The following is a 26,062-nucleotide window of genomic DNA, read 5'->3' on the forward strand; positions in this document are numbered from 1 at the left end:
TTAGCCCCGGGTTTGCAGGCGCATTTCACGCTCGGCTTCGGTCAGGGAAGCCAGGAAAGCGTCGCGTTCGAAGACGCGGGTCATGTAGCCTTTCAGCTCTTTAGAGCCGGCGCCGCTCAATTCGATGCCCAGCTGCGGCAGACGCCACAACAGCGGTGCCAGGTAGCAATCCACCAGGCTGAACTCTTCGCTCATGAAATACGGCGTCTGGCCGAAGATAGGCGCGATCGCCAACAGCTCTTCACGCAGCTGACGACGGGCGGATTCCGCTTCCTGACCACTGCTCTTCTCGATCTTGTCCATCAGCGAGTACCAGTTCTTCTCGATGCGCAGCATCATCAGACGGCTCTCGCCACGGGCAACCGGGTAAACCGGCATCAGCGGCGGGTGTGGGAAACGCTCATCCAGGTATTCCATGATGATGCGGGATTCATACAGGGTCAGTTCGCGATCGACCAGCGTAGGCACCGTCTGGTAAGGGTTGAGGTCAATCAGATCTTGCGGCAGGTTATCCATTTCGACCTGCTCGATCTCGACGCTGACACCTTTCTCCGCCAGTACGATACGTACTTGATGGCTAAAAATGTCGGTCGGGCCAGAGAACAGCGTCATTACCGAACGTTTGTTGGCAGCGACAGCCATGAAAACCTCCAAGTTATCTAGAAAATACTGCGAATAGCCAACTGACAGGCTGCTATCCTGAATAATCTTGCCGCAGGCCGGCAGCACGCAGCGCGACCCGAGCCCATGAAAAACCGGCCCAGGAGGTCAACTGCACGGCGAACAGGCGCAAAAGTGGGTGATAGTTTACCAGATTTTGCTTGTTTTGTGGGGACGGTGCGGTGAATTCATGTTGAATTGTCTGATATGCCACAGATTTTAGTCGGGGACGGCGGATTTCAGGCATAAAAAAACCCGGTGAAGCACCGGGTTTTTTGCGTAAATCGCACTGCCGAAGCAGCGAAAATTAACGCTTGGAGAACTGCGGACGACGACGTGCTTTACGCAGGCCGACTTTCTTACGTTCAACCTGACGAGCGTCACGGGTGACGAAGCCAGCTTTACGCAGTTCAGAACGCAGAGTCTCATCGTACTCCATCAGTGCACGGGTGATACCGTGACGGATAGCGCCAGCTTGACCGGAGATACCACCACCTTTAACGGTGATGTACAGGTCCAGTTTGCCAACCATGTCGACCAGCTCCAGCGGCTGACGAACTACCATGCGGGCAGTTTCGCGACCGAAGTACTGTTCCAGGCTGCGCTGGTTGATAACGATGTTACCGTTGCCCGGCTTGATGAAGACGCGAGCGGCGGAGCTTTTGCGGCGACCAGTGCCGTAGTATTGATTTTCAGCCATTGCCATTAATCCCGATTAAATGTCCAGAACTTGCGGTTGCTGTGCCGCGTGATTGTGCTCGGTGCCCGCGTAAACTTTCAGTTTACGGAACATAGCACGACCCAGCGGGCCCTTTGGCAGCATGCCTTTAACCGCGATTTCAATCACGCGCTCAGGACGGCGGGCAATCATCTCTTCAAAGGTCGCTTGCTTGATACCACCGATGTGGCCGGTGTGGTGGTAGTACACTTTGTCTGTACGCTTGTTGCCGGTTACAGCAACTTTGTCAGCGTTCAGAACGATGATGTAATCACCGGTATCCACGTGCGGGGTGTATTCCGCTTTATGCTTGCCGCGCAGGCGACGAGCCAGTTCAGTAGCGAGACGGCCTAAAGTTTTACCATCTGCATCAACAACGTACCAGTCGCGTTTTACGGTTTCTGGTTTAGCTGTAAAAGTTTTCATTAGAAAGCTTACCCAATAATTAGTTACACGTTGGTGAACACCCAAACGCTCGAAAACAGTTGAGGCTCACACGACCATACAAGTCCAGCAAACCTACCCCTTCGAATAGCCATTGCCGGCACTATAAAGTTTTTGGGAAAAAAACTTTGTTGTAACGTGGGGTCGCAAGATTATAGAGAAGTCGCTCACAAAGATCGAACGGTTTTTGAATGGAAAATAAATTTATCGCCGGCGGCGGGCAACCGGCGATAGACCCGACGGGCTCAGGGCAGATGCGGCAGCTTGAGGTACTCTTCGCTCTGCATTTCCTGCAGGCGCGACAGACAGCGCTGATACTCGAACTTCAGCCGCTCCCCCTGGTAGATCTCGAACATCGACACCTCGGCACCGATCACCAGCTTGACGTGACGCTCATAGAATTCGTCCACCAGCGCCAGGAAACGGCGCGCGGTATTCTCTTTCAGCGGCCCCATCACCCGCACATTATACAGGATCACGCTGTGATACAGCCGCGACAGCGCAATGTAGTCCAGTTGGCTGCGCGCCTCTTCGCACAGCGTGTGGAAATCCACCGCCAGCACGCCGTCCACCGAACGAATCGCCTGCAGCGGCCGATGGTTGATCTGCAGCATCGGCGCCTCCTCCCCCGCCTTGCCCGCCAGCTTGACGAACATCCGGTCCAGCGTTTCGCGCGTCTGGTCGCTCAGCGGCGTCAGGTAGAGGTGCGCCTGGGTCAGAGTACGCAGACGATAATCGATACCGGCGTCGACGTTCATCACGTCGCAGTACTCATTGATCAGATCGATGGCCGGCAGGAAACGCGCCCGCTGCAGACCGTTGTGGTACAGATCGTCCGGCGGGATGTTCGACGTGGCCACCAGCGTGATGCCGCGCGCGAACAGCGCCTGCAGCAGCGTGGCCAGCAGCATGGCGTCGGTGATGTCGGACACGAAGAATTCGTCGAAGCACAACACATCGGTCTCGGCCTTGAAGCCGTCGGCGACGATTTCCAGCGGGTTTTCCCGCCCTTGCAACTCGGTCAGCTCTTCATGCACCCGCAGCATGAAGCGATGGAAGTGCAGACGCATTTTGCGATCGCCCGGCAGGCTGTGGAAGAACATGTCCATCAACCAGGTTTTGCCGCGCCCGACGCCGCCCCACATATACAGCCCCTGCACCGGACGCTGCGGCGCCGTTTCGCCGCCCTTGCCCAGCAAGCGATTGAGCTTGCCGCGCAGCCCGCCGGTCGGCGCGCTCGCCGCAGGCTTTTGCAGCAGGGCCTGATAAATGCGATCCAGTTGAGTAACGGCCCGACGTTGAACCTCATCGGCCTGATATTCCCCCGCGTCCAGCGCCTGCTGGTAGCGAGATAACGGTGATAGTGCCTGCATTTGTTCGATGTTCCCTAAGAACGCTTAGAAATTATTTAGCCAACGTTGGCGGCAAGTTGATGCCGATTCGCACCGTTATCGCCACAAATGCCCGCTGCGGGCGCCGCTGAAAACCCTGTAAAAATTAGGTGGAAGCGCATCAGGATTCCACTCGGACAAGGTTAACGGTTATAGTGGATATTATTAAGTGAAAAATCCCTGCGGAACAACGAAGTCAAAATAGGAGTCATCATGACCTGGGAGTATGCGCTGATTGGTTTGGTCGTCGGTATCGTGATTGGTGCGGTGGCGATGCGTTTTGGCAACCGTAAATTACGTCAACAACAAGTCCTGCAGAACGAATTGGACAAGAGCAAAACCGAGCTGGAAGAGTACCGTCAGGAGCTGGTCGGCCACTTTGCCCGCAGCGCCGAGCTGCTGGACAACATGGCACGCGATTATCGTCAGCTGTATCAGCACATGGCGAAAAGCTCCAACAACCTGCTGCCGGACCTGCCGATGCAGGAAAATCCGTTCCGCTATCGCCTGACCGAAGCGGAAGCAGACAACGATCAGGCGCCGGTGGAAATGCCGCGCGACTATTCGGAAGGCGCCTCCGGCCTGCTGCGCGGCCAAAGCGCGCGCCGCGACTGATATCCCTTCGCCCGCGGGGCCACCCGCGGGTTTTCCCCCGTTTACCGTCTTGACCTTCCCTCGTATTACCTTTACTGAACTTTGCACGCAAATTCACGGTCTTACCCTTCACTATGACAAGGTGATTGCCTTATCATCAAATTTTCATCGGCAGGTCTTGAGAGAGTTATCATCAATGAAGAAAAAGTCTTTAATTCTTAGTGCATTGGCAATTAGCCTCGGCCTGACGCTCAGCTCCGTACCGGTGGCCAACGCGGCCCTGCCCGTCGCCGTTCAGGGGCAGCCGCTGCCGAGCCTGGCACCGATGCTGGAAAAAGTCCTGCCCGCCGTAGTGAGCGTGCATGTCGCTGGCACTCAGGTGCAGCGTCAACAGTTGCCGGAAGAGTTCAAACGCTTCTTCGGCCCTAACTTCCCCGGTCAACAGCAGAGCTCCCGCCCGTTTGAAGGGCTGGGTTCCGGCGTCATCATCGACGCCACCAAAGGCTATGTGCTGACCAACAACCACGTCATCAACAACGCCGATAAAATCCGCGTGCAGTTGAACGACGGGCGCGAGCTGGACGCCAAGCTGGTTGGCCGCGATGAGCAATCCGATATCGCCTTGCTGCAGCTCAGCGACACCAAAAACCTGACCGCCATCAAGATGGCCGACTCCGATCAGCTGCGCGTCGGCGACTTTGCCGTCGCGGTCGGCAACCCGTTCGGCCTGGGCCAAACCGCTACCTCCGGCATTATCTCGGCGTTGGGGCGTTCCGGCCTGAATCTGGAAGGGCTGGAAAACTTCATTCAGACCGACGCCTCGATCAACCGCGGTAACTCCGGCGGCGCGCTGGTTAATCTGAATGGTGAGCTGATCGGCATCAATACCGCCATTTTGGCGCCGAGCGGCGGCAACGTCGGCATCGGCTTCGCTATTCCGAGCAATATGGCGCAGAACCTGAGCCAGCAGCTGATTGAATTCGGCGAAGTGAAACGCGGCCTGCTGGGCATCAAGGGCAGCGAAATGACTCCGGATATGGCCAAAGCCTTCAACACCGACGCACAGCGCGGCGCCTTCGTCAGCGAAGTGTTGCCGAAATCCGCCGCCGCCAAGGCCGGCATCAAGGCTGGGGATATCCTGGTCTCCGTCGACGGTAAACCGGTGAGCAGCTTCGCCGAACTGCGCGCCAAGGTGGGCACCACCGCGCCGGGCAAAACCCTCAAGGTGGGCCTGCTGCGCGATGGCAAACCGCAGGAAGTCTCGGTCACGCTGGATAACAGCGAGAGCGCCTCGACCAATGCCGAAACGCTGTCGCCGGCGCTGCAGGGCGTCTCCCTCAGTAACGGCGCGTTGCCGAGCGGTGACAAGGGTGTGAAGGTGGAGAACGTGGATAAAGGGTCAACGGCGGCGCAAATCGGCCTGCAAAAAGGCGACGTGATCATCGGCGTCAACCGTCAGCGCGTGGACAGCATCACCGCGCTGCGCAAGGTGCTGGAAGCCAAACCACCGGTGATGGCGCTCAATATCGTACGCGGTAACGAAACCATTTATCTGCTGCTGCGTTAATTTGTGCAAAAACCGGGCTCGGTGACATACTGCGCCCGGTTAACTCATGCTATCCTCCGAGCATCGTTCACCACACCACGAAAACTCCATGTTTGCTAAGCTCTTGCGTTCTGTCGTTATCGGTCTCATCGTTGCCGGCCTGCTGTTGGCTGTCCTGCCCATGCTGCGCTCTTCCAACGGCCTGTTTGCAGAGAAAACCGAGAATACCAGCGACGAAACGCCTGTGAGCTACAACAAGGCAGTGCGCCGCGCCGCGCCCGCCGTGGTGAACATCTACAACCGCAACCTGAACGGCGCCGCCAACGTGCTGTCGCTCGGTTCCGGCGTGATCATGAACGAACGCGGCTATATCATCACCAACCGCCACGTGATCAAAGACGCTCAGCAGATCACCGTGGTATTGCAGGATGGCCGCCGCTACGAAGCGCTGCTGGTCGGCTCCGACGGCCTGACCGATTTGGCGGTGCTGAAGATCGATCCCGGCAATTTACCGGTGATCCCGACCAATAAAAATCGCGTTGCCCACGTCGGCGACGTGGTGCTGGCAATCGGCAACCCGTATAACCTGGGGCAGACCGTCACTCAGGGCATCCTCAGCGCCACCGGGCGCATCAGTATGAGCACCACCGGCCGCCAGACGTTCCTGCAGACTGACGCCTCAATCAACCGCGGCAACTCCGGCGGCGCGCTGGTCAACTCGCTGGGCGAGCTGATCGGCATCAATACCCTGACCTATGACAAAATCACCGACGGTGAAACGCCGGAGGGTCTCGGCTTTGCCATTCCGATTGAACTGGCCACCAAAATCATGGACAAGCTGATCCGCGACGGCCGCGTTATCCGTGGCTATTTCGGCATTCAGGGCAAGGAGATCATTCCGCTGCGCTCCTCCAATTCCGGCATCGATCGCCTGCAGGGCATCATCGTGACCGAAATTACGCCGAACGGCCCGGCGAGCAGCGCCGGTTTCCAGATCAATGACATCATCATCAACGTGGATAACAAACCGGCGGTATCCGTGCTGGAAACCATGGACCAGGTCGCGGAGATCAGGCCGGGCACCGAGATACCGGTTATCGTACTGCGCGACGGCAAACGCATTACGCTGAAAATGACGGTGGGTGAATTCCCGGATGACAGTAATTAAAAAAGGGCCGGCATTGATAGCCGGCCCTTTGATTTTCATCCTGCCGACGCAGCCGCGCCGGCGCTAATGACTTACTCGCCTTTCACGCGTTCGATGTTCGCACCCAGCGCGCGCAGCTTGTCTTCAATACGCTCATAGCCGCGATCGATGTGATAGATGCGATCGACGACGGTCACGCCGTCGGCGATGCAGCCGGCGATCACCAGGCTGGCGGAAGCGCGCAGATCGGTCGCCATCACCTGAGCGCCGGACAGCTGCTCAACGCCGTGGCAGATCACGGTGTTGCTCTCGATTTCCGCGTGCGCGCCCATGCGGATCAGTTCCGGCACGTGCATGAAGCGGTTTTCGAAGATAGTCTCGGTGATGACGCCGGTGCCTTCCGCCACCAGGTTCAGCAGGCTGAACTGGGCCTGCATGTCGGTCGGGAAGCCCGGGTGCGGCGCGGTGCGCACGGTGACCGCTTTCGGGCGTTTACCGTGCATGTCCAGGCTGATCCAGTCTTCACCCACTTCGATATCGGCACCGGCTTCGCGCAGCTTGGCCAGCACCGCATCCAGCGTATCCGGGCGGGTGTTGCGGCACATCACTTTGCCACCGGAAACCGCGGCGGCGATCAGGAAGGTCCCGGTCTCGATGCGGTCAGGCAGCACGCGATACACGCCGCCGCCCAGACGCTCGACGCCTTCGATGGTGATCTTGTCGCTACCGGCGCCGCTGATCTTCGCGCCCAGCGTATTGAGGAAGTTGGCGGTATCGACAATTTCCGGCTCACGTGCGGCGTTCTCGATAACGGTGGTGCCGGTCGCCAGAGTCGCGGCGCTCATGATGGTTACGGTCGCGCCCACGCTCACCTTATCCATGACGATGTGCGCACCCTTCAGACGGCCCTCGACGGACGCCTTAACGTATCCTTCTTCCAGCTTGATCTCGGCACCCAGTTGCTCCAGGCCGGTGATGTGCAGATCGACCGGACGCGCGCCGATCGCGCAGCCCCCCGGCAGGGAAACCTGACCGCGGCCGAAGCGCGCCACCAGCGGCCCCAGCGCCCAGATGGAAGCGCGCATGGTTTTCACCAGATCGTAAGGGGCGCAGAACTCGTTCACGCCGCTGGCGTCCACGAAGACCGAACCGTTACGCTCAATCTTGGTACCCAACTGGTTGAGTAGTTTAATGGTGGTGTCGATGTCCTTCAGCTTCGGGACATTCTGCAGCTCGACCGGCTCTTCCGCCAACAGGGCGGCGAACAGGATCGGCAGGGCGGCGTTTTTGGCCCCGGAAATAGACACTTCACCGCTCAGGCGGGTCCGACCCTGCACACGAAATTTATCCATCTGACTACTCTCTGTTATCTAATCTGAAGCTGCCCGCCCAGCAGGGCAAACAGCCTTAAAATCCGTTGAGTTTGCGGTCTCGCTGCCACTCTTCAGGGGTGTACGCCTTGATAGACAAGGCATGAATGCGGTTGTCAGCAATGTATTCCATCAGCGGTGCGTAAACCGTCTGCTGTTTTTTGACGCGGCTCATACCGGCGAACAGTTCACCGACCACGATCGCTTGAAAATGGCTGCCGTCGCCCGTCACATGTGCTTCATCCAGTGCCAATGCCTGCATCAGCACGTCTTTAATCTCGTTGGTTTCCATAGTATCCAGTTCTGCCGCTAAAGGATCATAAACAGCCTAGTATCTTAGTGGAATACGATGTTTTCTTAAACTAAAGAAAAAGCCCCTGCATAACAGGGGCTTTGTATCGTTTTACCACGCAATGGCGGCGTAAAACGCCGCTAACCGACGGTATCGACAGGCATTATCGCCTGCAGGTTGTAGAGCGCGATCAGCGTTTTCAGGCGCTCGGTGGCGCCGAAAATTTTCAGCGCTACGCCGCGTTGGCGCTGCTCTTCCTGCAGATGCAGCAACAGCGCCAGCCCGGCGGAGTCCACGCGCTGCAGTTGCGCCACGTCGATCGCGGTTTTATCCGCCATCAGCGCGTCGCGCTGCCGCCACAGCCGCTGCAGCGTTTCCCGATCCAGTTCACCGCGCAGGATCAGCGTCTGCTGCTCTGATTCGAAGCTGAGCGCTGCCGACATCAGTTTTTCTTGTCCAGCGTGATAGGCTGCGCGGCGGCGGCCTGCAGCTGTTTGGTCAGGCCGTCGATGCCCTGAGTACGCAGCGTAGACGCCCACTCGTTCTGCTTGGTAGTGATCATGCTGACGCCTTCGGCGATCATGTCATACGCCTGCCAGTAGCCGGTTTTGCTGTTCTTGCGCCATTGGAAATCCAGACGCACCGGCGGACGGCCGCCGTTGTCGATGATGGTGACGCGAATAGCCACGATGTCGGCATTGCCCAGCGGTTGTTCAGGCGCGATCTGGTAAGTCTGGCCGTGATACATCGCCAGCGCCTGGCCGTAAGCCTGCTCCAGGTAAGCCTGGAAGGCGGTGAAGTAAGCTTCGCGCTGCGCAGGCGTTGCCTCTTTGTAGTAACGCCCCAGCACCAGCGCGCCGGCGTATTTCACCTGCACGAACGGCATCAGTTCCTGATGCACGATGGCACGCAGGTAGTTCGGGTCCTGCTTGATCTTCGGCTGTTCGTTCTTCAAACGGCTGAAAGTCTTCTGCGCCGCGTCTTGCATCATGCTGTAAGGATTGGTTTGGTCGGCTGCGCTCGCCAGCGGTGCAACCACCAGCAGAGCCACCATCAGTAAACGTTTAAACATGCAGGTATCCTCTCTTAATGATTTGGAACAGCGGGTTGCGGTGCGGCGCCGGCAGCCGGCTCAGCGGCCGCGTCTCCCGATTTGGCGCTGTCCTGACCGCCGCTTTTATACAGGAACTGGCCGATCAGGTCTTCCAGAACCATGGCTGATTTGGTGTCCTGAATGGTACCCCCGTCTTTCAGGATGGTGGTACCCATCTCAGGATCTTCAAAGCCCACGTTAAGCGCCAGGTATTGCTCGCCCAGCAGGCCGGAGGTGCGGATCGCCAGCGAGCTGGTATCTGGGATTTGGTCGTACTTTTTCTGGATATCCAGCGCCACGCGCGGCGTGTAGGTTTTCGAATCGAGTTCGATGTCAGCCACGCGGCCGATCACCACGCCGCCAATCTTCACCGGCGAACGCGGTTTCAGGCCGCCGATGTTGTCGAACGTTGCGTAAATGCGGTAGGTCGGCTCGCTGCCGATCGATTTAAGGTTCGCCACCTGCAGGCAGATAAACACGATGGCGCACAGCGCGATCAGCATAAATGCCCCAACCCAGATTTCACTCTTCTTCGTTTGCATCGAATCAATTCCCAAACATCAGTGCTGTCAGCACGAAATCCAATCCCAACACCGCCAGTGACGAATGCACCACGGTACGCGTCGTCGCCCGGCTAATCCCTTCAGAGGTAGGCACGGCGTCGTACCCGTTGAAAATGGCAATCCAGGTTACGGTAATGGCGAATACCACGCTCTTGATCAGGCAGTTGAGCAGATCTTTTTTCCACTCCACGGCGCCCTGCATCGCCGACCAGAAGAAGCCGCTGTCGATGCCTTTCCAGTCCACGCCGACCACCGAGCCGCCCCAAATGCCGATCGCCACGAAAATGATGGTCAACAGCGGCATGCTGATCAGCCCCGCCCAGAAGCGCGGCGCCACGATGCGCCGCAGCGGATCGACCGCCATCATTTCCAGGCTGGAGATCTGCTCCGTCGCCTTCATCAGGCCGATTTCCGCCGTGAGCGCGGAACCGGCGCGGCCGGCGAACAGCAGCGCCGTGACCACCGGCCCCAGTTCGCGCAGCAGCGACAGCGCCACCATCATGCCGAGGCTGGCCTCGGCGCTGTAGGTGGTGAGCACGATATAGCCCTGCAGGCCCAGCACCATGCCGATAAACAGCCCGGAAACCATGATGATCAGCAGCGACTGCACGCCGACGCTGTAGAGCTGTTTCAACAACAGCGGCCACTGCTTGCCGGGTTCCGGCCGGCCAATCAACGCGTTGAACAGCATCAACCCGGCGCGGCCGAAGCTGGCGCTGGTGTTGATGCCACTGCGCCCCAACGACGCTAACGCTCTTAATAACATGAGCTTATTTACTCCCTAAGCCTAGCAGTTCGGCCTGATAATCCCCGGCCGGATAGCGGAACGGCACCGGCCCATCCGCTATACCATCCAGGAACTGGCGCACGCGCGCATCAGGATTGTTCTGCAATTGCTGCGTGGTGCCTTCAGCGATCACCCGGTGATCGGCCACGATGTAAGCGTAGTCAGCGATGCTCAGCACCTCCGGTACGTCGTGCGACACCACGATGCAGGTAATGCCCAGCGCATGGTTCAGCTCGTCGATCAGCTTGACCAGCACCCCCATGGTGATCGGATCCTGGCCGACGAAAGGTTCGTCGAACATGATCATCTCCGGGTCCAGCGCGATCGCGCGCGCCAACGCCGCCCGGCGCGCCATGCCGCCGGAAAGCTCATTGGGCATCAGCTGAGCCGCGCCGCGCAGCCCCACCGCTTCCAGCTTCATCAGCACCGTACTGCGCAACAAAGGCTCCGGCAGGTTGCTGTGCTCGCGCAGCGGGTAGGCCACGTTTTCGAATACGGTCAAATCGGTGAACAGCGCGCCCGACTGGAACAGCATGCTCATCTTTTTGCGCGCATCGTATAACTGACGGCGGGACAACGCGGGAATGTTGTCGCCGTCAAACCAAATTTCCCCGCGGTCCGGGGCCAGCTGACCACCGATCAGGCGCAGCAGCGTGGTTTTGCCGATGCCCGATGGCCCCATGATCGCCGTGACCTTACCGCGAGGCACCGTCAGGTTGATGTCTTCAAATATCCGTCGGTCGCCGCGCGAGAAGCTCATGTCGCGCACTTCGACCAAATTATCTGCCTTTTGGAGCATGTTAATGGACCCTTTACGACTCATCTTTTGCTGAATCTACCCGTGATGTTAAAGCAATGGGCACAATCCGTCTCATCTTTACAAAAACTTACTGCCATTTCGCAACCAATGGTGCCATTGGTTTTACTTTTTCGCGCCACCCGGTCAAAATTGGCGCCATAACGAAAAAAAACGAAAGTGTTCAACTATTAGCCGGGAAAAACCGTTGCTGTGGCTCTCACGCGCGCAACGGAGGGCAAGCAATACCGCCGCATTGACGGCTTTAACCAACGAACCGGGATAATACCCGACAAAGGACCCTGCATGTTTCTCGCGATAGCATTATTAATCGTTGGTTTATTTCTACTGGTGTACGGTGCAGATCGCTTAGTTTATGGTGCTGCCGTGATTTCCCGCTCGCTTGGCGTGCCGCCGTTGATCATCGGCATGACCATCGTCGGTATCGGCACGTCGCTGCCGGAGCTGATCGTGTCCACCACCGCCGCGTTGAACGGGCAGATAGATATGGCCGTCGGCAACGTATTAGGTTCCAACATCACCAACATTTTATTGATCCTGGGCGTGGCGGCGCTGATCCACCCGCTGGCTGCGCGCTCCGAGATACTGCGGCGCGAACTGCCGCTGATGTTAGCGGTCACAGTATTGTGCGGTTTCGTGTTGATGGACGGTACCCTGAGCAGGCTGGACGGCGTGCTGCTGCTGGCCGCCGCCGCGGGCTTCATCTTGTTGATGCTGAAAATCGCGCGGCTGGCGCAGCGCGAGGGCAGCGACAGCCTGACCATGGAGCAGATCGCCGAACTGCCGCAGGACAGCAGCAATACCGTGGCGGTGCTGTGGCTGGTGCTGGCGTTTATCATTCTGCCGCTCTCTTCCAGAATGGTGGTCGATAACGCGACGGTGATTGCACACTATTTCGGCCTGAGCGAACTGGTGGTCGGCTTGACCATTATCGCCATCGGCACCAGCCTGCCCGAACTGGCCACCTCCATCGCCGGGGCGCTGAAGGGCGAGGATGATATGGCGATTGGTAATATCATCGGCTCCAATATTTTCAACACGGTGATCGTGCTGGGCGTACCCGCCCTGCTGTCGCCGGGTAGCGTGGATGCCGCCGCCTTCCAGCGCGATTACTGGGTGATGCTGGCGGCCAGCGTCCTGCTGAGCGTACTGTGCATCGGCCGCAAGCATCGCATCGGCCACCTGGCGGGCGCGCTGTTATTATGCGGCTTTATTGCGTATCTTGCGGTGCTGTTCTTTAACCCTTTCAGTACTTTCGGCTAAACCGACGGGAATGAGTATGTCGAACATTGAGTTGCAACCGGGCTTCGATTTTCAACAGGCCGGCAAAGAAGTGCTTCAGATAGAGCGTGAAGGGCTGGCTCAGCTCGACAGCTACATCAACGCAGACTTCACTCGCGCCTGCGAAGCGATCGCCGCCTGCGGCGGCAAAGTGGTGGTGATGGGCATGGGCAAATCCGGCCATATCGGCTGCAAGATCGCCGCGACCTTCGCCAGCACCGGCACCCCCTCATTTTTCGTTCATCCGGCGGAGGCCAGCCATGGCGATTTGGGCATGGTCACCCCGCAGGACATTGTGCTCGCCATCTCCAACTCCGGTGAGTCCAGCGAGATCCTGGCGCTGATCCCGGTGTTGAAACGTCAGCAGATCACCCTCATCTGTATGACCAACAATCCAGAAAGCTCGATGGGCAAGGCGGCGGATATCCACCTGTGCATCAAGGTGCCGCAGGAAGCCTGCCCGCTGGGGCTGGCGCCGACCACCAGCACCACCGCCACGCTGGTGATGGGCGATGCGCTGGCCGTCGCGCTGCTGAAAGCGCGCGGTTTCACGCCGGAAGATTTCGCGCTGTCGCATCCGGGCGGCGCACTCGGCCGCAAACTGCTGCTGCGGGTGAGCGATATCATGCACAGCGGCGACGAAATGCCCCACGTCAGCGCCGACGCCTCGTTGCGCGATGCGCTGCTGGAAATTACCCGAAAAAATCTGGGCCTGACGGTGATTTGCGACAATCTGATGAAAATCGCCGGCATCTTCACCGACGGTGACCTTCGCCGGGTGTTCGACATGGGCATCAACCTGCACGAGGCGAAGATCGCCGACGTCATGACGCCGGGCGGCGTGCGGGTGCGCCCCAATATTCTGGCGGTCGATGCATTGAACCTGATGCAACAACGCCACATCACCGCGCTGCTGGTTGCCGATGGCGACCAACTGCTGGGTGTGGTACATATGCATGACATGCTGCGCGCCGGCGTCGTTTAATTAAGGAATAGAACGGAATGGGTATGGTAGAAACCTGCTACGGGCCGGTAGAACAAGAGGTTATGGCGCGTGCCGGTAACATCCGCCTGTTGATTTGCGACGTTGACGGCGTGCTGTCGGACGGCCTGATCTTCATGGGCAACAACGGTGAAGAACTGAAGGCGTTCAACGTGCGCGATGGCTACGGCATCCGCTGCTTGAAAACCTCGGACATCGAGGTGGCGATCATTACCGGACGCTCCGCCAAGCTGCTGGAAGACCGTGCGCAAACGCTCGGTATCACCCATCTGTATCAGGGGCAGTCCGATAAGCTTTTGGCCTTCCGTGAACTGTTGGATAAACTGTCGTTAACGGCGGATCAGGTCGCCTATATCGGCGATGACCTGATCGACTGGCCGGTGATGGCGCAGGTCGGCCTGGCGGTCGCGGTGGCGGACGCCCACCCGCTGCTGACGCCGCGCGCCCACTACGTCACCCGCATTGCCGGCGGCCGCGGTGCGGTACGCGAACTGTGCGACATCATTCTTTTGGCTCAAAATAAGCTGGAGGACGCCAAAGGGCTGTCGATATGAGTAAAACCAAACTGTGGATCACCATCCTGTTGACGGTGATCGTTCTGGCGCTGATCGGCTGGAACATGACGGACTTCAGCGACGACACGGCCCCGGGCCCGGTCAACGATCAGGATCCGACTTACCAGAGCCAGCACACGGTCACCGTGGTGTACAACCCAGCCGGCAAGCTGAATTATAAACTGGTGGCGGAAGACGCGAAGTATTACACCGCCGGCGAGCTGAGCTGGTTCACCCAGCCGGTGATGACGCTGTTCGATGAGAATGCGGTGGCCACCTGGTCAGTTCGCGCCGATCGCGCCAAACTGACTAAAGACCGGATGCTGTATCTGTATGGTCACGTCGAGGTGAACAGCCTGACCACCACCTCGCAGCTGGAAAAAATTAAGACGGACAACGCTCAGGTAAACCTGGTCACCCAGGACGTCACCTCCGATGACGAAGTCACGCTTTACGGGACCAATTTTACCTCTAACGGCATGAAAATGCGTGGGAACCTGCGGACCAAAACCGCTGAGCTGATTGATAAGGTTAAGACCAACTATGAAATTCAGAACCAAAAACCAACTCCGTAACCTGTTGCTCGGCAGCTTAGTTTTGGCCGCCAGCGCCCCCGCTCTGGCGCTGAAATCCGACTCCAGCCAGCCGGTCAGCATCGACTCGCTCAAGCAGTCGTTGGACATGCAAAGCAACGTCAGCACCTTCACTGACAACGTGGTGATCAAACAGGGCACCATCGATATTCGTGCCGACAAGGTGGTCGTCACCCGCCCGGGCGGAGATCAGAATAAGACCTATATTGAAGCGTTCGGCAACCCGGTAACCTTCTACCAGATGCAGGACAGCGGCAAGCCGGTCAAAGGCCACGCGCAAAAAGTGCGCTACGACGTGGCGACCCAGCTGGTGACCCTGACGGGCAACGCCTATCTGGAGCAGCTCGACAGCAACGTGAAAGGCGATCGCATCACCTATCTGGTGCAACAGCAGCAAATGCAGGCGTTTAGCGACAAAGGCAAACGCGTGACAACGGTTCTGGTACCGTCGCAGTTGCAAGACAAAAACGGGCAAAAAAAGAGTAACTAATCACTTATGGCAACACTCATCGCAGAAAACCTGGCGAAAGCCTACAAGGGCCGTAAAGTTGTCGAAGACGTCAGCCTGAAAGTGAAATCCGGCGAGATCGTCGGCCTGCTCGGGCCGAACGGCGCCGGTAAAACCACCACCTTCTACATGGTGGTCGGCATCGTGCCGCGCGACGCCGGGCGCATCGTGATCGACGAAGAAGACATCAGCCTGCTGCCGCTGCACGCCCGCGCGCGCCGCGGCATCGGCTATCTGCCGCAGGAAGCGTCGATCTTCCGCCGCCTGAGCGTGTACGACAACCTGATGGCGGTGCTGGAGATCCGTCCCGATCTCACCAGCGAACAGCGCGAAGACCGCGCCAAAGAGCTGATGGAAGAGTTCCATATCTCCCATCTGCGCGACAGCCTCGGCCAGGCGCTGTCCGGCGGCGAACGCCGCCGCGTCGAAATCGCCCGCGCGCTGGCGGCCAACCCGAAATTCATTCTGCTGGACGAACCCTTTGCCGGGGTGGATCCGATTTCCGTTATCGATATCAAGAAAATCATCGAGCACCTGCGTGACAGCGGCCTGGGCGTGCTGATCACCGACCACAACGTGCGCGAGACGCTGGACGTGTGTGAACGCGCCTACATCGTCAGCCAGGGCAAACTGATTGCCCACGGCACGCCGGATGCTATTCTGGCCGACGAGCAGGTTAAACGCGTTTATCTGGGCGAAGAGTTCCGCCTCTAAGCGCCGGCGCGCCCTGTGGGGCGACACCGTTAACGGAAGTAGACAGAAAACTATGAAGCAAGGTTTGCAACTCAGGCTCAGCCAACAGCTGGCCATGACACCTCAGCTCCAGCAGGCGATCCGCCTGCTGCAGTTGTCCACGCTTGAGCTTCAGCAAGAGATCCAGCTGGCGCTGGAGAGCAATCCGCTGCTTGAACAGACCGATCTGCACGACGAAATCGACGCCAAAGAAACCCAGGAGACCGAGGGGCTCGATACCCGCGAGGCGCTGGAACAGAAAGACATGCCGGAAGAGCTGCCGCTGGACGCCACCTGGGATGAGATCTACACCGCCGGCACACCGTCCGGCACCGGCACCGACTACAGCGACGACGAGCTGCCGGTCTATCAGGGCGAAACCACCCAAACGCTGCAGGACTATCTGATGTGGCAGGTGGATCTGACGCCGTTTTCCGATACCGATGCCGCCATCGCCACCTCCATCGTCGACGCGGTGGATGACACCGGCTATCTCACCGTGCCGCTGGAAGACATCCTGGAAAGCCTGGGCGACGAGAACGTGACCCTCGAGGAAGTCGAGGCGGTGCTGAAGCGCGTGCAGCGTTTTGATCCGATCGGCGTCGCCGCGCGCGATCTGCGCGATTGCCTGCTGGTGCAGCTCTCCCAATACGCCAAAGATACGCCTTATCTGGCCGAAGCGCGGCTGATCATCAGCGAGCATCTGGATCTGTTGGCCAACCATGACTTTCGCAGCCTGATGCGATCAACCCGGCTAAAAGAAGATACACTGAAAGAAGCGATGCTGCTGATTCAGTCGCTCGATCCGCGCCCGGGGCAGTCGATCAATACCGGCGAATCGGAATACGTGATCCCGGACGTGCTGGTGCGCAAGACGCAGAACAAATGGACGGTCGAGCTCAACGGCGACAGCGTGCCGCGTTTGAAGATCAATCAGCAGTACGCCGCGCTGGGCAACAGCGCCCGCAGCGAAGCCGACGGCCAGTTTATCCGCAGCAACCTGCAGGAAGCCAAGTGGTTGATTAAAAGCCTGGAGAGCCGCAACGAAACGCTGCTGAAGGTCACCCGCTGCATCGTCAGCCAGCAGCAGGCGTTCTTCGAGCAAGGCGAAGAGTTTATGAAACCCATGGTGCTGGCGGATATCGCCCAGGCTGTGGAGATGCATGAATCGACGATCTCGCGCGTTACCACGCAGAAGTTTCTGCACAGCCCGCGCGGCATTTTCGAATTGAAATATTTCTTCTCCAGCCACGTGAATACCGACAGCGGCGGTGAAGCCTCCTCGACGGCGATCCGCGCGTTGGTGAAGAAATTGATTGCGGCGGAAAACCCCGCCAAACCACTCAGCGACAGCAAGCTGGCCACCCTGCTCGCCGATCAGGGGATCATCGTGGCCCGGCGCACCGTCGCCAAGTACCGAGAGTCTTTGTCCATCCCGCCGTCGAACCAGCGTAAACAGTTGGTTTGACCTCTATTGAGAAGGAAGACACTATGCAGCTCAACATTACCGGACACCACATCGAAATCACCGATCCGTTGCGCGAGTTCGTGAACAACAAGTTCGCCAAACTCGAACAGTATTTTGATCGCATCAATCAGGTGTATGTTGTATTAAGTGTGGAAAAAGTGCAGCAAATTGCGGAAGCAACGGTGCACGTGAATGGAGGCGAGTTGCACGCCACCTCGGAAGACGAGAATATGTATGCCGCAATTGATACGCTGATCGATAAATTGGCACGTCAATTGAACAAACATAAAGACAAATTGAAGCAACACTGACACCCTAACCCATTCCGTGAGGTTGCCTCCGTCGCCGCCTCGCCCTTCGGCGCGTGACCCGCATGGGTGACGCGCCGAACGGTAATCAGGGTTAAAACCGACGAAAAACCGCCTTGCCGGGTGCGCCCGGCGGCGCGGTTTTAAGTGAAGATGAGATGAACAACGAATATATGCAATTAAGCTCGGTGTTAAACATCGAGTGCACCAAAAGCTCGGTACACTGCACCAGCAAGAAGCGGGCTTTGGAAATTATCAGCGAACTGGCCGCCAAACAGCTCAATCTGCCTTCGCAGGTGGTGTTTGACGCGGTTCTCACCCGGGAACGCATGGGCAGCACCGGTATCGGCAACGGTATCGCCATTCCCCACGGCAAACTGGAAGAGGACACACTGCGGGCCGTTGGCGTGTTTATCCGTCTCGACCAACCCATCGCTTTCGACGCTATCGACAACCAGCCGGTCGACCTGCTGTTCGCGCTGCTGGTGCCTGCCGATCAGTGCAAAACCCATTTGCATACCCTGTCGCTGGTCGCCAAACGCCTGGCCGACAAAACCGTATGCCGCCGCCTGCGCGCCGCGCAAAGCGACGAAGAACTTTACCAAATCATCACCGAGTGATACCCGGTCGGCGTGACTTCCAGCCCGGATAACGTTACTGTTTCACGATGATGGATCCGGCCTCGGCCGGAATAACAAAGTTTACACCGGTGGCGATGAACGCCGCCGCGATGCCAGGGGAGTTGCCACATGGTGCTGATGATTGTCAGCGGCCGTTCCGGTTCCGGAAAATCCGTCGCCTTGCGGGCGCTGGAAGACATGGGTTTTTACTGCGTTGACAACCTGCCGGTGGTTCTGCTGCCGCAGCTCGCCAATACGCTGGCGGAACGCAATATCTCCGCGGCGGTCAGCATCGACGTGCGCAACATGCCGGAATCGCCGGAAGTGTTCGAATACGCGATGACTCAACTGCCGGACAGCTTCTCGCCGCAGCTGCTGTTCCTCGACGCCGATCGCAACACGCTGATCCGCCGTTACAGCGACACCCGCCGCCTGCACCCGCTCTCCAGCAAAAACCTGTCGCTAGAAAGCGCCATTGACGAAGAGAGCGATCTCCTCGAACCGCTGCGCTCCCGGGCCGACCTGATTATCGACACCTCGGAAATGTCGGTGCACGAACTGGCCGAAATGCTGCGCACCCGCCTGCTCGGCAAGCGCGAGCGCGAACTGACGATGGTGTTCGAATCCTTCGGCTTCAAGCACGGTATTCCGATCGACGCCGACTACGTGTTCGACGTGCGCTTCCTGCCGAACCCGCACTGGGATCCGAAGCTGCGGCCGATGACCGGTCTGGACAAGCCGGTGGCGTCGTTCCTCGATCGCCATACCGAAGTGCACAACTTCATCTACCAGACCCGCAGCTACCTGGAACAATGGCTGCCGATGCTGGAAACCAACAACCGCAGCTACCTGACGGTCGCCATCGGCTGTACCGGCGGCAAACACCGTTCGGTGTACGTGGCGGAACAGCTGGCCGATTACTTCCGCTCGCGCGGCAAGAACGTGCAATCGCGCCACCGCACGCTGGAAAAGCGCAAGCAATGACGGTCAAACAGACGGTTGAAATCAAAAACAAGCTGGGCATGCACGCGCGCCCGGCGATGAAACTGTTCGAACTGGTGCAAAGCTTCGACGCCGAAGTGATGCTGCGCAACGAAAGCGGCACCGAAGCCGAAGCCAGCAGCGTCATCGCGCTGCTGATGCTGGACTCCGCCCAAGGTCGGCACATCGAAGTCGAAGCGACCGGCCCCGATGAAGTCAACGCGCTGGCGGCGGTGGTCGAGCTGTTCAACTCCGGGTTTGATGAAGATTAGTCGCTGAGGGCACTTCTGCGCCCAATCACTCACATGCCCCTCAACTCCGGCTCAGGCAGTCCAGCGCCACCGCTTTGAAGCTGTCGAAGCTGTCGCTGCCCAGCAGGCGGCTCATTGAGCGTTCACGCACGAAGGTGACGAACAGCTCGTAGATCGCCATCGCCTCTTCATAGTCGCTCTTGCTGATCGCCAGCAGGAAAATCACGTGCGCGATCTCACCTTCCCCCCAGGCGACCCCCTGCGGCGCTAGCAGCGTCACTACCACGGTCTTTTTCGCCAGCAGCCCCAGCGAGTGCGGCAGCGCGATGCCTTCACCCAGCAGCGTGGAGACGATCGCCTCACGTTCGACCAGCGACGGATAAAAGTCCGCGCCGACGTACCCTTCCTGCTCCAGCTGGCCGCACACCCGGCTGAACAGCTCCGCCTGCGTCAGCGGCTCGTTGAGCACCATGAAATGCTCGGCGTCGAAAAACTTCTCCAGCATGTACGGTTTGGTGCGATCCACCAGCACCAGCTTGCCCAGTTGCTCCAGCTGATAATCGGTCGGGAACGGCGACATTACCACCACCGGCTTGTTCTTTTCGCCGATGCGGGCGTTGGAAATCACGAAGTCTTCGTCGATGTGCGCAAGCATCTCGTAATCGCGCAGCGAGACGATGCGCGTCATCACCAGCTGCGGGTACTTGCGCGCAATCTGCGCCTGGATCATCCGCACCGTTGAGTTGCCGGTATCGCACACCAGCATCACCTGCGGGTGGCGTTCATAACCGATGTTGTAATGCCGCTCCAGCCCCACGCCAATATGTAACACCAGATAGCCTATCTCGTTCTCGCTCAGGGTATAGGGGGTGTATTTGCCCCAGCTGGAGACCGCCGCCAGCGTCACGTCGTAAGCCATCGGATAGTGCTGCTTGATATTGGCCAATAGCGGATTGGGGATATTGATCTGGTATTTCACCCGCGTAATCATGGTTTTGATATGGGTAAGCAGATCGGCCCGCAGCTGCTCGTCGCCCTGCAGGTTGTAGTTATAGTGTGCATTGATGTAGGACAGGATGTAGTCCACCAACGCTTCTTCATCGTCGGCATTGATCTCGGTCGGTTGCACGTCCTGCACGCGGCGCGCGGCGATGTTGACCCGCAGATAGGCCTCTTCGGCCATCGAGATCTCTTTGCCGGAGGCCGCACGCAGCTCCGCCGCCAGGCGGGTCGACACCTGGCGCACCGCGTCGTCGCCGTCCTCCACCTCGAAGTCCGGCAGCGGATAGCCGTCGTTGATGCGCCGCAGCGCCACCGCGCAGTAGAAAATCAGGTACTGTTCGCCCTCATCGGTCAGGCGAATGGCATATTGCGACAACAGCGGATGCAGCAATCCGGCGAACGCCGCTACCTGCGGCTGCAGCAGGATCTCGTTGTTGAGCAGCGGGTTCTCGGCATCGGCCAGCTGCAGCTGGAACAGCAGATCGGTGAGGCAGGCGCGGATCGCCATCTCGGCGCCGAACAGCTTCATGCCGTAGCGCGGTTTGGTTTCGATCGTCAATTGATAGTGCGCCAGACGTTCCCTCACCTCAGCCATGTCGTTTTGCAACGTACCGCGGCTGACGAACCATTCGTCGGCCAGATCTTCCAGTTTAAGGGAGAAGGCTGAGGTCAAAAAACGCACCAGCAGATAATGCACCCGCTCTTGCGCGCTGCGCGGGGTAGCATGCTTGCGGCGCTCCTGATGCTGCAGGGCGCTGAATAGCGCGGCGTTATCGACCTGCAGGCGATAGCCGGCCCCACGGCTATGCACGAAACGCGCGCCGTACTTGTCCAGGATCTCGTTCAGCGCGGTGATATCCGCCCGCACCGTGCGGGTTGACACGGCGAAACGCTTCGCCAGCTCATCCTGCGGCAAAGTCTCGGTTTGCAAAGCATCGAACAAGTAAGCCAAACGCGGGTAAGGAAATCGCACCATTCTGTATCCGTCAATCAGGCGGCCCACCCGGCGAACCGGGCGGGCCACGGGTTACTTCGCCGGCGGCAGAAACGCCATTTGCGAGGGGCTGCCGATCGGCAGATAGCCGCCCACAAAGCTGAGCTTGCCGTCCGTCGGGTTGACGCTGAAGCGAGTGACGTTATCGCTGCGCTGGTTCAACGCATACAGATAGCGGCCATCCAAGCTCAGCGCCAGCGAACGCGGGTAATCGCCGCGGGTCCAGGTTTCCGCCACCGGTTTCAACTCGCCGCCGGCGCCCACGCTGAACTGGGCAATGCTGTTATGCAGCCGGTTGGCGACGTACAACGTGTCGCCGTTCTTGCTGAGCGCCAGCCCCGAAGCGAAGCTGGTACCCTGATAGTCGGCGGGCAGCGCGGAAACTGCATGCAGTTGTTTCAGAGTACCTTTTTGGCGATCAAAACGGTAGCTGGTCAACGTCGAGGCCTCTTCGTTCACCAGCAGCACGTTTTCGCCGTCCGGATGGAACACAAAGTGACGCGGCCCCGCGCCGGCGGAAGAGGCGGCGATCCACGGCGGATCGTTCGGCGTCAGCCGGCCGCTCGTGGCGTCAAAACGCCATTGGTAGATGCGATCCAACCCCAGATCGGTGGAGAACACGAACTTGCCGCTCGGATCGCTGGCGATCATATGGGCATGCGGGCCGTTGTGATCGCTGATGGCAAAGCTGCCGTTCACCGCCGCCGCCGGTTTGGCCGCGCCCGCCGGGCCCTGCTGTTGCTGCACCGAGCTGGCGGCGCCCAGGCTGCCGTCCGCTTCGATCGGGAAAGCCGCCACGCTGCCGCTGACGTAGTTGGCTACCAGCAAATGCCGCCCGTCCGGCGTCGAGGAGAGATACACCGGCCCCGCCCCCTGCGAATCCACCTGGTTGAGCTGCGTCAGGCCGCCGTCGGCCGGGTTGACCCGGTAAGCGGTGATGCCGCCGTGTTTGCCGCCGTTGAAATCTGCCACTTCGCTGGCGACATACAGCGTCTTGCCATCGGCGCCCAGCGTCAGCTGCGCCGGATTCGGCACGTTGCTGACCAGCGTAGTGTGGCTCAGCGCGCCGCTGGCCGGATCGACCTGCACCCGGTAAACGCCTTCGCCGTTGGGATTGTAGGTGCCGATATAGGCAAAATGAGATGACGTGGAGTTCATTGCATCCTCAGCATGCAGCGCCGGGCCGGTCACGGCCAGCAGCGCCAGGAACAACGCGGTGCGTCGGGTTGGAGCCTGCCAGTTTCGCATAGTAGTCCTCTGTATAGGTAACGGCGCGGCATGCCGCGCCACGGGAAAACCTTCGCCTCCCAGCGTTTACCTCATCCCATTGTGCGTTCAGCCCACCAGCGTTTTGGTCATCGCCAGTAGGGTTTTCACGTCCTGCGGGCGCGTGTCGCCGCTGGCGGCGTCGATGATCGAACTGTAGATATGCGGGATCACGCGTTTCACGCCGGCCGCCAGCGCGATCTCGACGATCGGCTCAAAGTTCTCCAGATCGATGCCGCCGGTCGGCTCCAGCATGAAGTCATGCTCGGCGCAGGCCTTGGCTACGTACTGGTATTCGTCCTTGCACTTCAGGCCGCCCATCGGGAAATACTTGATGGAGCTGCCGCCCATGTCTTTCAGCAGGGCGATGGCGGTTTCCACCGGCACGATGCCGTCCGGCGCCGCGGCGCTCAAGGGGCCGGTAGAGATCTTCACCCAACCGACGCGGCCGGTCGGCGACACCAGGCCGTTGACCACGCTGTCGTTCTGGCCCAGCAGCGCGCGGCTGGCGCCGACGCCGGTAAACACCTGGTTAACGTGCTGCGGCTGCACCTGCTGAGCGATCAGGCTAACCATCGCCGACTGCTTCGGATCGCCGGCGCCCAGGCCGACCGAGAGCGCGTTTTCAATCAGGCGCGCATAGCGCAGCATGTCGGTCACCGCGCTGTCGACGTCCGGGTAGTTCTTGGAGAGCACGCCCACCAGCACATGGCCTTCCGCCGCGGCGTAGATGTCCTGCGCGTTGGCTTTGGAGCCGGCCAGCACGTTCAGGCAGACGCGGTCGCGATAGTAGTTAGGCTGCAGCTTCATGCTTGTTTCTCCGTAAACAGGTTTTTGATACAGCTAAAGACGGTCATCAGCTGTTGCTCGTCGACGCTGCGCACGTCGACCTCAATCTTACCCTCGTTGGCCTTATAGCCGCGGAAGTAGATGGCGATGTCGCCGGTTTTCAGCGCCTGGACGATGTCATAGGTCGACCGTCCCAGCACCGCCTCATCAAAGGTGATCTCGGCGCGGGCGATATCGCGGCCGGCGCTGTCCCAGACGGTCTTGGCGCTGACGCCGGTCAGGGTGTTGAGGCTGTTGAGGAATGGCGTCATCCGCGCCACCATCTGTTGCCCGGTGGTTTTCTCAAGCGTCAGATAGCTTTCAATCGCCTGCGTCAGGCCGAGGATGCCCTCTTTACCGACCTTCATCGCCCGGCCTATGCCGCCGGATTGCAACTTCACCCACTCGACGTACTGTTTCTTGCCGACAACCAGACCGCTGGTCGGCCCCTCGATGGCTTTGGCGCCGCTGTAGATCACCAGATCGGCCCCCATCTGGTAGTAACACATCAGATCTTCTTCCGCCGCGGCGTCGACGATCAGCGGCAGGTTATGCTTGCGCGCCACCACCGCCGCCTGTTCGACGGACAAAATGCTTTTCTGCACGCAGTGGTGCGATTTGACGTACAGGATCGCCGCAGTCTGCGGCGTGATGCAGGCTTCAATCTGCTCCGGCGAACATTCGTTGGCGTACCCCGCCTCCACCACCTTGCCGCCGCCCAGCGCCACCATGGTGTCCACCGGCGCGCCGAAGTTGACGTTGTGGCCGCGCGGCAGCACGATCTCGCGCGGCACGGTCACCGGCATCGAGTGCAGGTTCACCAGCAGATTGGCGTTATCTTTGACGATCACGGCAGCCACCGACTGGGCGATGCCCGCCGAGGCGCAGGAAACGATCACCGCGTCCTCCACATTGAGCAGATCGGCGATGTAGGCGCCGGTCTTGTTGACCAGATCCTTGATTTCGAAATAGTGGTTCAGACCGTAATCAACGGCGTCGATCACGTCCTGGCGCGGCGTAGAAACGCCGAGAATGGTCATGCGGCCGGAGGTGTTGATCACCTGCTTCAAACCGTATTTTTCATAAATCGAAGACATGGCTTGCCTCCCCTTGTTCGGTTAATAGGATTTCCCCGGCCACCACGGCGGCCAGCGGCACCAACAGCTGTTCGCCCTCGGCGGTTTGCCCTTCGGCGTCGGCGAACACCTGCGGTTCCCGGCGCAGTTCAAACAGCGTGAAGTCGGCGTCATAGCCCGGCTCCAGCCGCCCTTTGCCGCTCAGCTGCAGCGCCGACGCAGCGTTCTCCGTCACGCAGGCGATCACCTGCGGCAGCGTCAGGCCGACGCTGAAGAATTTGGACATCACCGTCGCCAGGCTATGCACCGGCCCGTTCATGCGGTTGCGGCAGTAAATATCGGAGCTGATGGTGTGCGGCAAAATACCCAGCGTGATCGCCTGGCGCGCCACCTCGAAGCTGAAGCTGGCGGTGCCGTGCCCCACGTCGAGCAGCACGCCGCGCCGCAGCGCGCGCTGGATAGACTCGCGCAGCGTGCCCGCCGGCGTCAGAATGCGGTTCGGTTTGCCGTTGTAGCAGTGGGTGATGATGTCGCCGCGGGTCAGCAGATCGGCGATCTCGTCCAGATCCGGCGGGTTATTGCCGATATGCACCATCAGCGGCAGCTGGCGGTTTTCCTGCTGGATCTCTTTGGCCAACACCAGCGGGCGAGTGCCGTTCTTGCCCACCACGCTGCTGCTCATGCGCGCCTTGATGCCGATGATGAAACCGGGATGGTTGGCGATGGCCTGGCCGGCCTCGCGCTTGTCGATGTCCGTCATCTCCGCCAGCTCGTTCTGCCGCAGCAGGCCGATGCGCGAGATATTGAGGAAGGCGAAAACGTTGGTTTTAGCGCTGCGCGTCAGCTGATAAAAAGCGTCGATATCGTCGGCGCCGGTGCTGCCGGCATCGACCACGCTGGTGACGCCGCTGGCGACGCCGACCCGATCCGGCTCGTCATGGTAGATCGGCGATTCGGGATAGCAGTGCACGTGCGCATCGATCCAACCGGCGCTCAGGCGGCAGTTGCCCGCCAGATCCAGCTGGCGAACGGCGCGGACATCCGCCGCCAGCCGCCCCACCGAGGCTATTTTGCCGTCTTTCACCGCCAGATCGATCAGCGTATCGTCCGCCAGTCTGGCGCCTCTGATTACTAAGTCATACATACCGCATTGCTCCTGTTAGCCCGGGCGCCGC

The 26,062-nt window shown here is 59.4% G+C and carries 30 protein-coding genes; 14 read left to right on the top strand and 16 right to left on the bottom strand.

The window, feature by feature from the left end:
- The 4 genes from sspA to zapE all read right to left on the bottom strand — a co-directional run bounded on the left by sspA (nucleotide 1) and on the right by zapE (nucleotide 3,195).
- Entirely contained in the window at nucleotides 1-642 is a 642-nt protein-coding gene (gene sspA / locus ACJ8IL_RS08560) for a stringent starvation protein SspA (protein ID WP_025304366.1), read from the bottom strand.
- Between the two features lie 325 nt (nucleotides 643-967).
- Nucleotides 968-1,360: a 30S ribosomal protein S9 gene (gene rpsI / locus ACJ8IL_RS08565; protein WP_004937080.1), complete on the bottom strand. Its 393-nt coding sequence runs from the start codon at nucleotides 1,358-1,360 to the stop codon at nucleotides 968-970.
- 15 nt (nucleotides 1,361-1,375) lie between these two features.
- Complete coding sequence (gene rplM, locus ACJ8IL_RS08570; protein ID WP_004937079.1) at nucleotides 1,376-1,804, bottom strand: 50S ribosomal protein L13; 429 nt, start codon at nucleotides 1,802-1,804, stop codon at nucleotides 1,376-1,378.
- Between the two features lie 263 nt (nucleotides 1,805-2,067).
- A complete protein-coding gene (gene zapE, locus ACJ8IL_RS08575; protein WP_442516494.1) occupies nucleotides 2,068-3,195 on the bottom strand; it encodes a cell division protein ZapE in 1,128 nt (375 codons plus the stop codon).
- A gap of 231 nt (nucleotides 3,196-3,426) precedes the next feature.
- Between zapE and zapG the strand changes: the two genes are divergently transcribed.
- The 3 genes from zapG to degS all read left to right on the top strand — a co-directional run bounded on the left by zapG (nucleotide 3,427) and on the right by degS (nucleotide 6,521).
- Entirely contained in the window at nucleotides 3,427-3,828 is a 402-nt protein-coding gene (gene zapG, locus ACJ8IL_RS08580) for a Z-ring associated protein ZapG (protein WP_004937074.1), read from the top strand.
- Nucleotides 3,829-4,003: 175 nt separating this feature from the next.
- On the top strand, nucleotides 4,004-5,374 hold the full coding sequence (gene degQ / locus ACJ8IL_RS08585; RefSeq protein WP_442516495.1) for a serine endoprotease DegQ: 1,371 nt from the start codon (nucleotides 4,004-4,006) through the stop codon (nucleotides 5,372-5,374).
- A gap of 88 nt (nucleotides 5,375-5,462) precedes the next feature.
- Nucleotides 5,463-6,521 carry an outer membrane-stress sensor serine endopeptidase DegS gene (gene degS, locus ACJ8IL_RS08590; protein ID WP_442516496.1) on the top strand — a complete coding sequence of 353 codons (1,059 nt, stop codon included), beginning with the start codon at nucleotides 5,463-5,465 and terminating at the stop codon, nucleotides 6,519-6,521.
- A 71-nt stretch (nucleotides 6,522-6,592) separates the two neighbouring features.
- Here degS and murA read toward each other — a convergent pair whose 3' ends face one another.
- From murA to mlaF, 7 genes are all read right to left on the bottom strand, one after another.
- Complete coding sequence (murA, locus tag ACJ8IL_RS08595; protein WP_004937068.1) at nucleotides 6,593-7,852, bottom strand: UDP-N-acetylglucosamine 1-carboxyvinyltransferase; 1,260 nt, start codon at nucleotides 7,850-7,852, stop codon at nucleotides 6,593-6,595.
- Between the two features lie 55 nt (nucleotides 7,853-7,907).
- Entirely contained in the window at nucleotides 7,908-8,162 is a 255-nt protein-coding gene (gene ibaG, locus ACJ8IL_RS08600; RefSeq protein WP_025304370.1) for a BolA family iron metabolism protein IbaG, read from the bottom strand.
- A 140-nt stretch (nucleotides 8,163-8,302) separates the two neighbouring features.
- Nucleotides 8,303-8,605 (bottom strand): lipid asymmetry maintenance protein MlaB, encoded by a 303-nt coding sequence (gene mlaB, locus ACJ8IL_RS08605; protein WP_173888535.1) that lies wholly within the window; start codon nucleotides 8,603-8,605, stop codon nucleotides 8,303-8,305.
- Complete coding sequence (mlaC, locus tag ACJ8IL_RS08610) at nucleotides 8,605-9,234, bottom strand: phospholipid-binding protein MlaC (protein ID WP_025304372.1); 630 nt, start codon at nucleotides 9,232-9,234, stop codon at nucleotides 8,605-8,607. Before mlaC ends, mlaB begins: the two co-directional genes overlap by 1 nt.
- Before the next feature lie 14 nt (nucleotides 9,235-9,248).
- Nucleotides 9,249-9,797, bottom strand: coding sequence for an outer membrane lipid asymmetry maintenance protein MlaD (gene mlaD / locus ACJ8IL_RS08615; protein ID WP_025304373.1), 549 nt, complete (start codon nucleotides 9,795-9,797; stop codon nucleotides 9,249-9,251).
- A gap of 4 nt (nucleotides 9,798-9,801) precedes the next feature.
- Nucleotides 9,802-10,584, bottom strand: coding sequence for a lipid asymmetry maintenance ABC transporter permease subunit MlaE (mlaE, locus tag ACJ8IL_RS08620; protein WP_004937059.1), 783 nt, complete (start codon nucleotides 10,582-10,584; stop codon nucleotides 9,802-9,804).
- 4 nt (nucleotides 10,585-10,588) lie between these two features.
- Nucleotides 10,589-11,404, bottom strand: coding sequence for a phospholipid ABC transporter ATP-binding protein MlaF (gene mlaF / locus ACJ8IL_RS08625; RefSeq protein WP_442516497.1), 816 nt, complete (start codon nucleotides 11,402-11,404; stop codon nucleotides 10,589-10,591).
- A gap of 303 nt (nucleotides 11,405-11,707) precedes the next feature.
- On the opposite strand from mlaF, the gene ACJ8IL_RS08630 reads away from it, so the two are divergent.
- From ACJ8IL_RS08630 to npr, 11 genes are all read left to right on the top strand, one after another.
- On the top strand, nucleotides 11,708-12,685 hold the full coding sequence (locus ACJ8IL_RS08630; protein WP_025160120.1) for a calcium/sodium antiporter: 978 nt from the start codon (nucleotides 11,708-11,710) through the stop codon (nucleotides 12,683-12,685).
- 16 nt (nucleotides 12,686-12,701) lie between these two features.
- Nucleotides 12,702-13,688, top strand: a complete 987-nt coding sequence (gene kdsD, locus ACJ8IL_RS08635) for an arabinose-5-phosphate isomerase KdsD (protein WP_442516498.1) — start codon at nucleotides 12,702-12,704, stop codon at nucleotides 13,686-13,688.
- A 17-nt stretch (nucleotides 13,689-13,705) separates the two neighbouring features.
- The gene (gene kdsC / locus ACJ8IL_RS08640; protein ID WP_021505108.1) at nucleotides 13,706-14,260 is read left to right on the top strand and encodes a 3-deoxy-manno-octulosonate-8-phosphatase KdsC; all 555 of its coding nucleotides are present in this window, start codon (nucleotides 13,706-13,708) and stop codon (nucleotides 14,258-14,260) included.
- A complete protein-coding gene (gene lptC, locus ACJ8IL_RS08645; protein ID WP_004937047.1) occupies nucleotides 14,257-14,835 on the top strand; it encodes an LPS export ABC transporter periplasmic protein LptC in 579 nt (192 codons plus the stop codon). Before kdsC ends, lptC begins: the two co-directional genes overlap by 4 nt.
- Nucleotides 14,804-15,343, top strand: a complete 540-nt coding sequence (gene lptA, locus ACJ8IL_RS08650; RefSeq protein ID WP_025304377.1) for a lipopolysaccharide ABC transporter substrate-binding protein LptA — start codon at nucleotides 14,804-14,806, stop codon at nucleotides 15,341-15,343. Before lptC ends, lptA begins: the two co-directional genes overlap by 32 nt.
- 6 nt (nucleotides 15,344-15,349) lie before the next feature.
- Nucleotides 15,350-16,075: an LPS export ABC transporter ATP-binding protein gene (gene lptB / locus ACJ8IL_RS08655; protein ID WP_004937040.1), complete on the top strand. Its 726-nt coding sequence runs from the start codon at nucleotides 15,350-15,352 to the stop codon at nucleotides 16,073-16,075.
- 52 nt (nucleotides 16,076-16,127) lie between these two features.
- Nucleotides 16,128-17,561 (top strand): RNA polymerase factor sigma-54, encoded by a 1,434-nt coding sequence (rpoN, locus tag ACJ8IL_RS08660; RefSeq protein WP_043141961.1) that lies wholly within the window; start codon nucleotides 16,128-16,130, stop codon nucleotides 17,559-17,561.
- Nucleotides 17,562-17,584: 23 nt separating this feature from the next.
- Nucleotides 17,585-17,872, top strand: coding sequence for a ribosome hibernation promoting factor (hpf, locus tag ACJ8IL_RS08665; RefSeq protein WP_004937038.1), 288 nt, complete (start codon nucleotides 17,585-17,587; stop codon nucleotides 17,870-17,872).
- Between the two features lie 155 nt (nucleotides 17,873-18,027).
- The gene (gene ptsN, locus ACJ8IL_RS08670) at nucleotides 18,028-18,489 is read left to right on the top strand and encodes a PTS IIA-like nitrogen regulatory protein PtsN (protein WP_016930212.1); all 462 of its coding nucleotides are present in this window, start codon (nucleotides 18,028-18,030) and stop codon (nucleotides 18,487-18,489) included.
- Between the two features lie 129 nt (nucleotides 18,490-18,618).
- Nucleotides 18,619-19,473 carry an RNase adapter RapZ gene (rapZ, locus tag ACJ8IL_RS08675; protein WP_015379177.1) on the top strand — a complete coding sequence of 285 codons (855 nt, stop codon included), beginning with the start codon at nucleotides 18,619-18,621 and terminating at the stop codon, nucleotides 19,471-19,473.
- Nucleotides 19,470-19,742, top strand: a complete 273-nt coding sequence (npr, locus tag ACJ8IL_RS08680) for a PTS phosphocarrier protein NPr (RefSeq protein ID WP_004937034.1) — start codon at nucleotides 19,470-19,472, stop codon at nucleotides 19,740-19,742. Before rapZ ends, npr begins: the two co-directional genes overlap by 4 nt.
- 40 nt (nucleotides 19,743-19,782) lie before the next feature.
- Here the strand turns inward: npr and ACJ8IL_RS08685 are convergent, their stop codons facing one another.
- The 5 genes from ACJ8IL_RS08685 to ACJ8IL_RS08705 form a co-directional block, all read right to left on the bottom strand.
- Entirely contained in the window at nucleotides 19,783-21,699 is a 1,917-nt protein-coding gene (locus ACJ8IL_RS08685) for a BglG family transcription antiterminator (RefSeq protein WP_049208316.1), read from the bottom strand.
- 51 nt (nucleotides 21,700-21,750) lie between these two features.
- Entirely contained in the window at nucleotides 21,751-22,965 is a 1,215-nt protein-coding gene (locus ACJ8IL_RS08690; protein ID WP_404758768.1) for a lactonase family protein, read from the bottom strand.
- An 87-nt stretch (nucleotides 22,966-23,052) separates the two neighbouring features.
- The gene (gene dagF / locus ACJ8IL_RS08695; RefSeq protein WP_016930215.1) at nucleotides 23,053-23,793 is read right to left on the bottom strand and encodes a 2-dehydro-3-deoxy-phosphogluconate aldolase; all 741 of its coding nucleotides are present in this window, start codon (nucleotides 23,791-23,793) and stop codon (nucleotides 23,053-23,055) included.
- Entirely contained in the window at nucleotides 23,790-24,908 is a 1,119-nt protein-coding gene (locus tag ACJ8IL_RS08700; protein ID WP_197769541.1) for a DgaE family pyridoxal phosphate-dependent ammonia lyase, read from the bottom strand. The genes dagF and ACJ8IL_RS08700 overlap by 4 nt, the downstream gene beginning before the upstream one ends.
- Nucleotides 24,892-26,031, bottom strand: coding sequence for an amidohydrolase/deacetylase family metallohydrolase (locus ACJ8IL_RS08705; RefSeq protein WP_049204365.1), 1,140 nt, complete (start codon nucleotides 26,029-26,031; stop codon nucleotides 24,892-24,894). The genes ACJ8IL_RS08700 and ACJ8IL_RS08705 overlap by 17 nt, the downstream gene beginning before the upstream one ends.
- Nucleotides 26,032-26,062 lie beyond the last annotated feature (31 nt).

Source organism: Serratia sp. CY47444, assembly GCF_052168635.1.
Taxonomy (GTDB): Bacteria; Pseudomonadota; Gammaproteobacteria; order Enterobacterales; family Enterobacteriaceae; genus Serratia; species Serratia bockelmannii.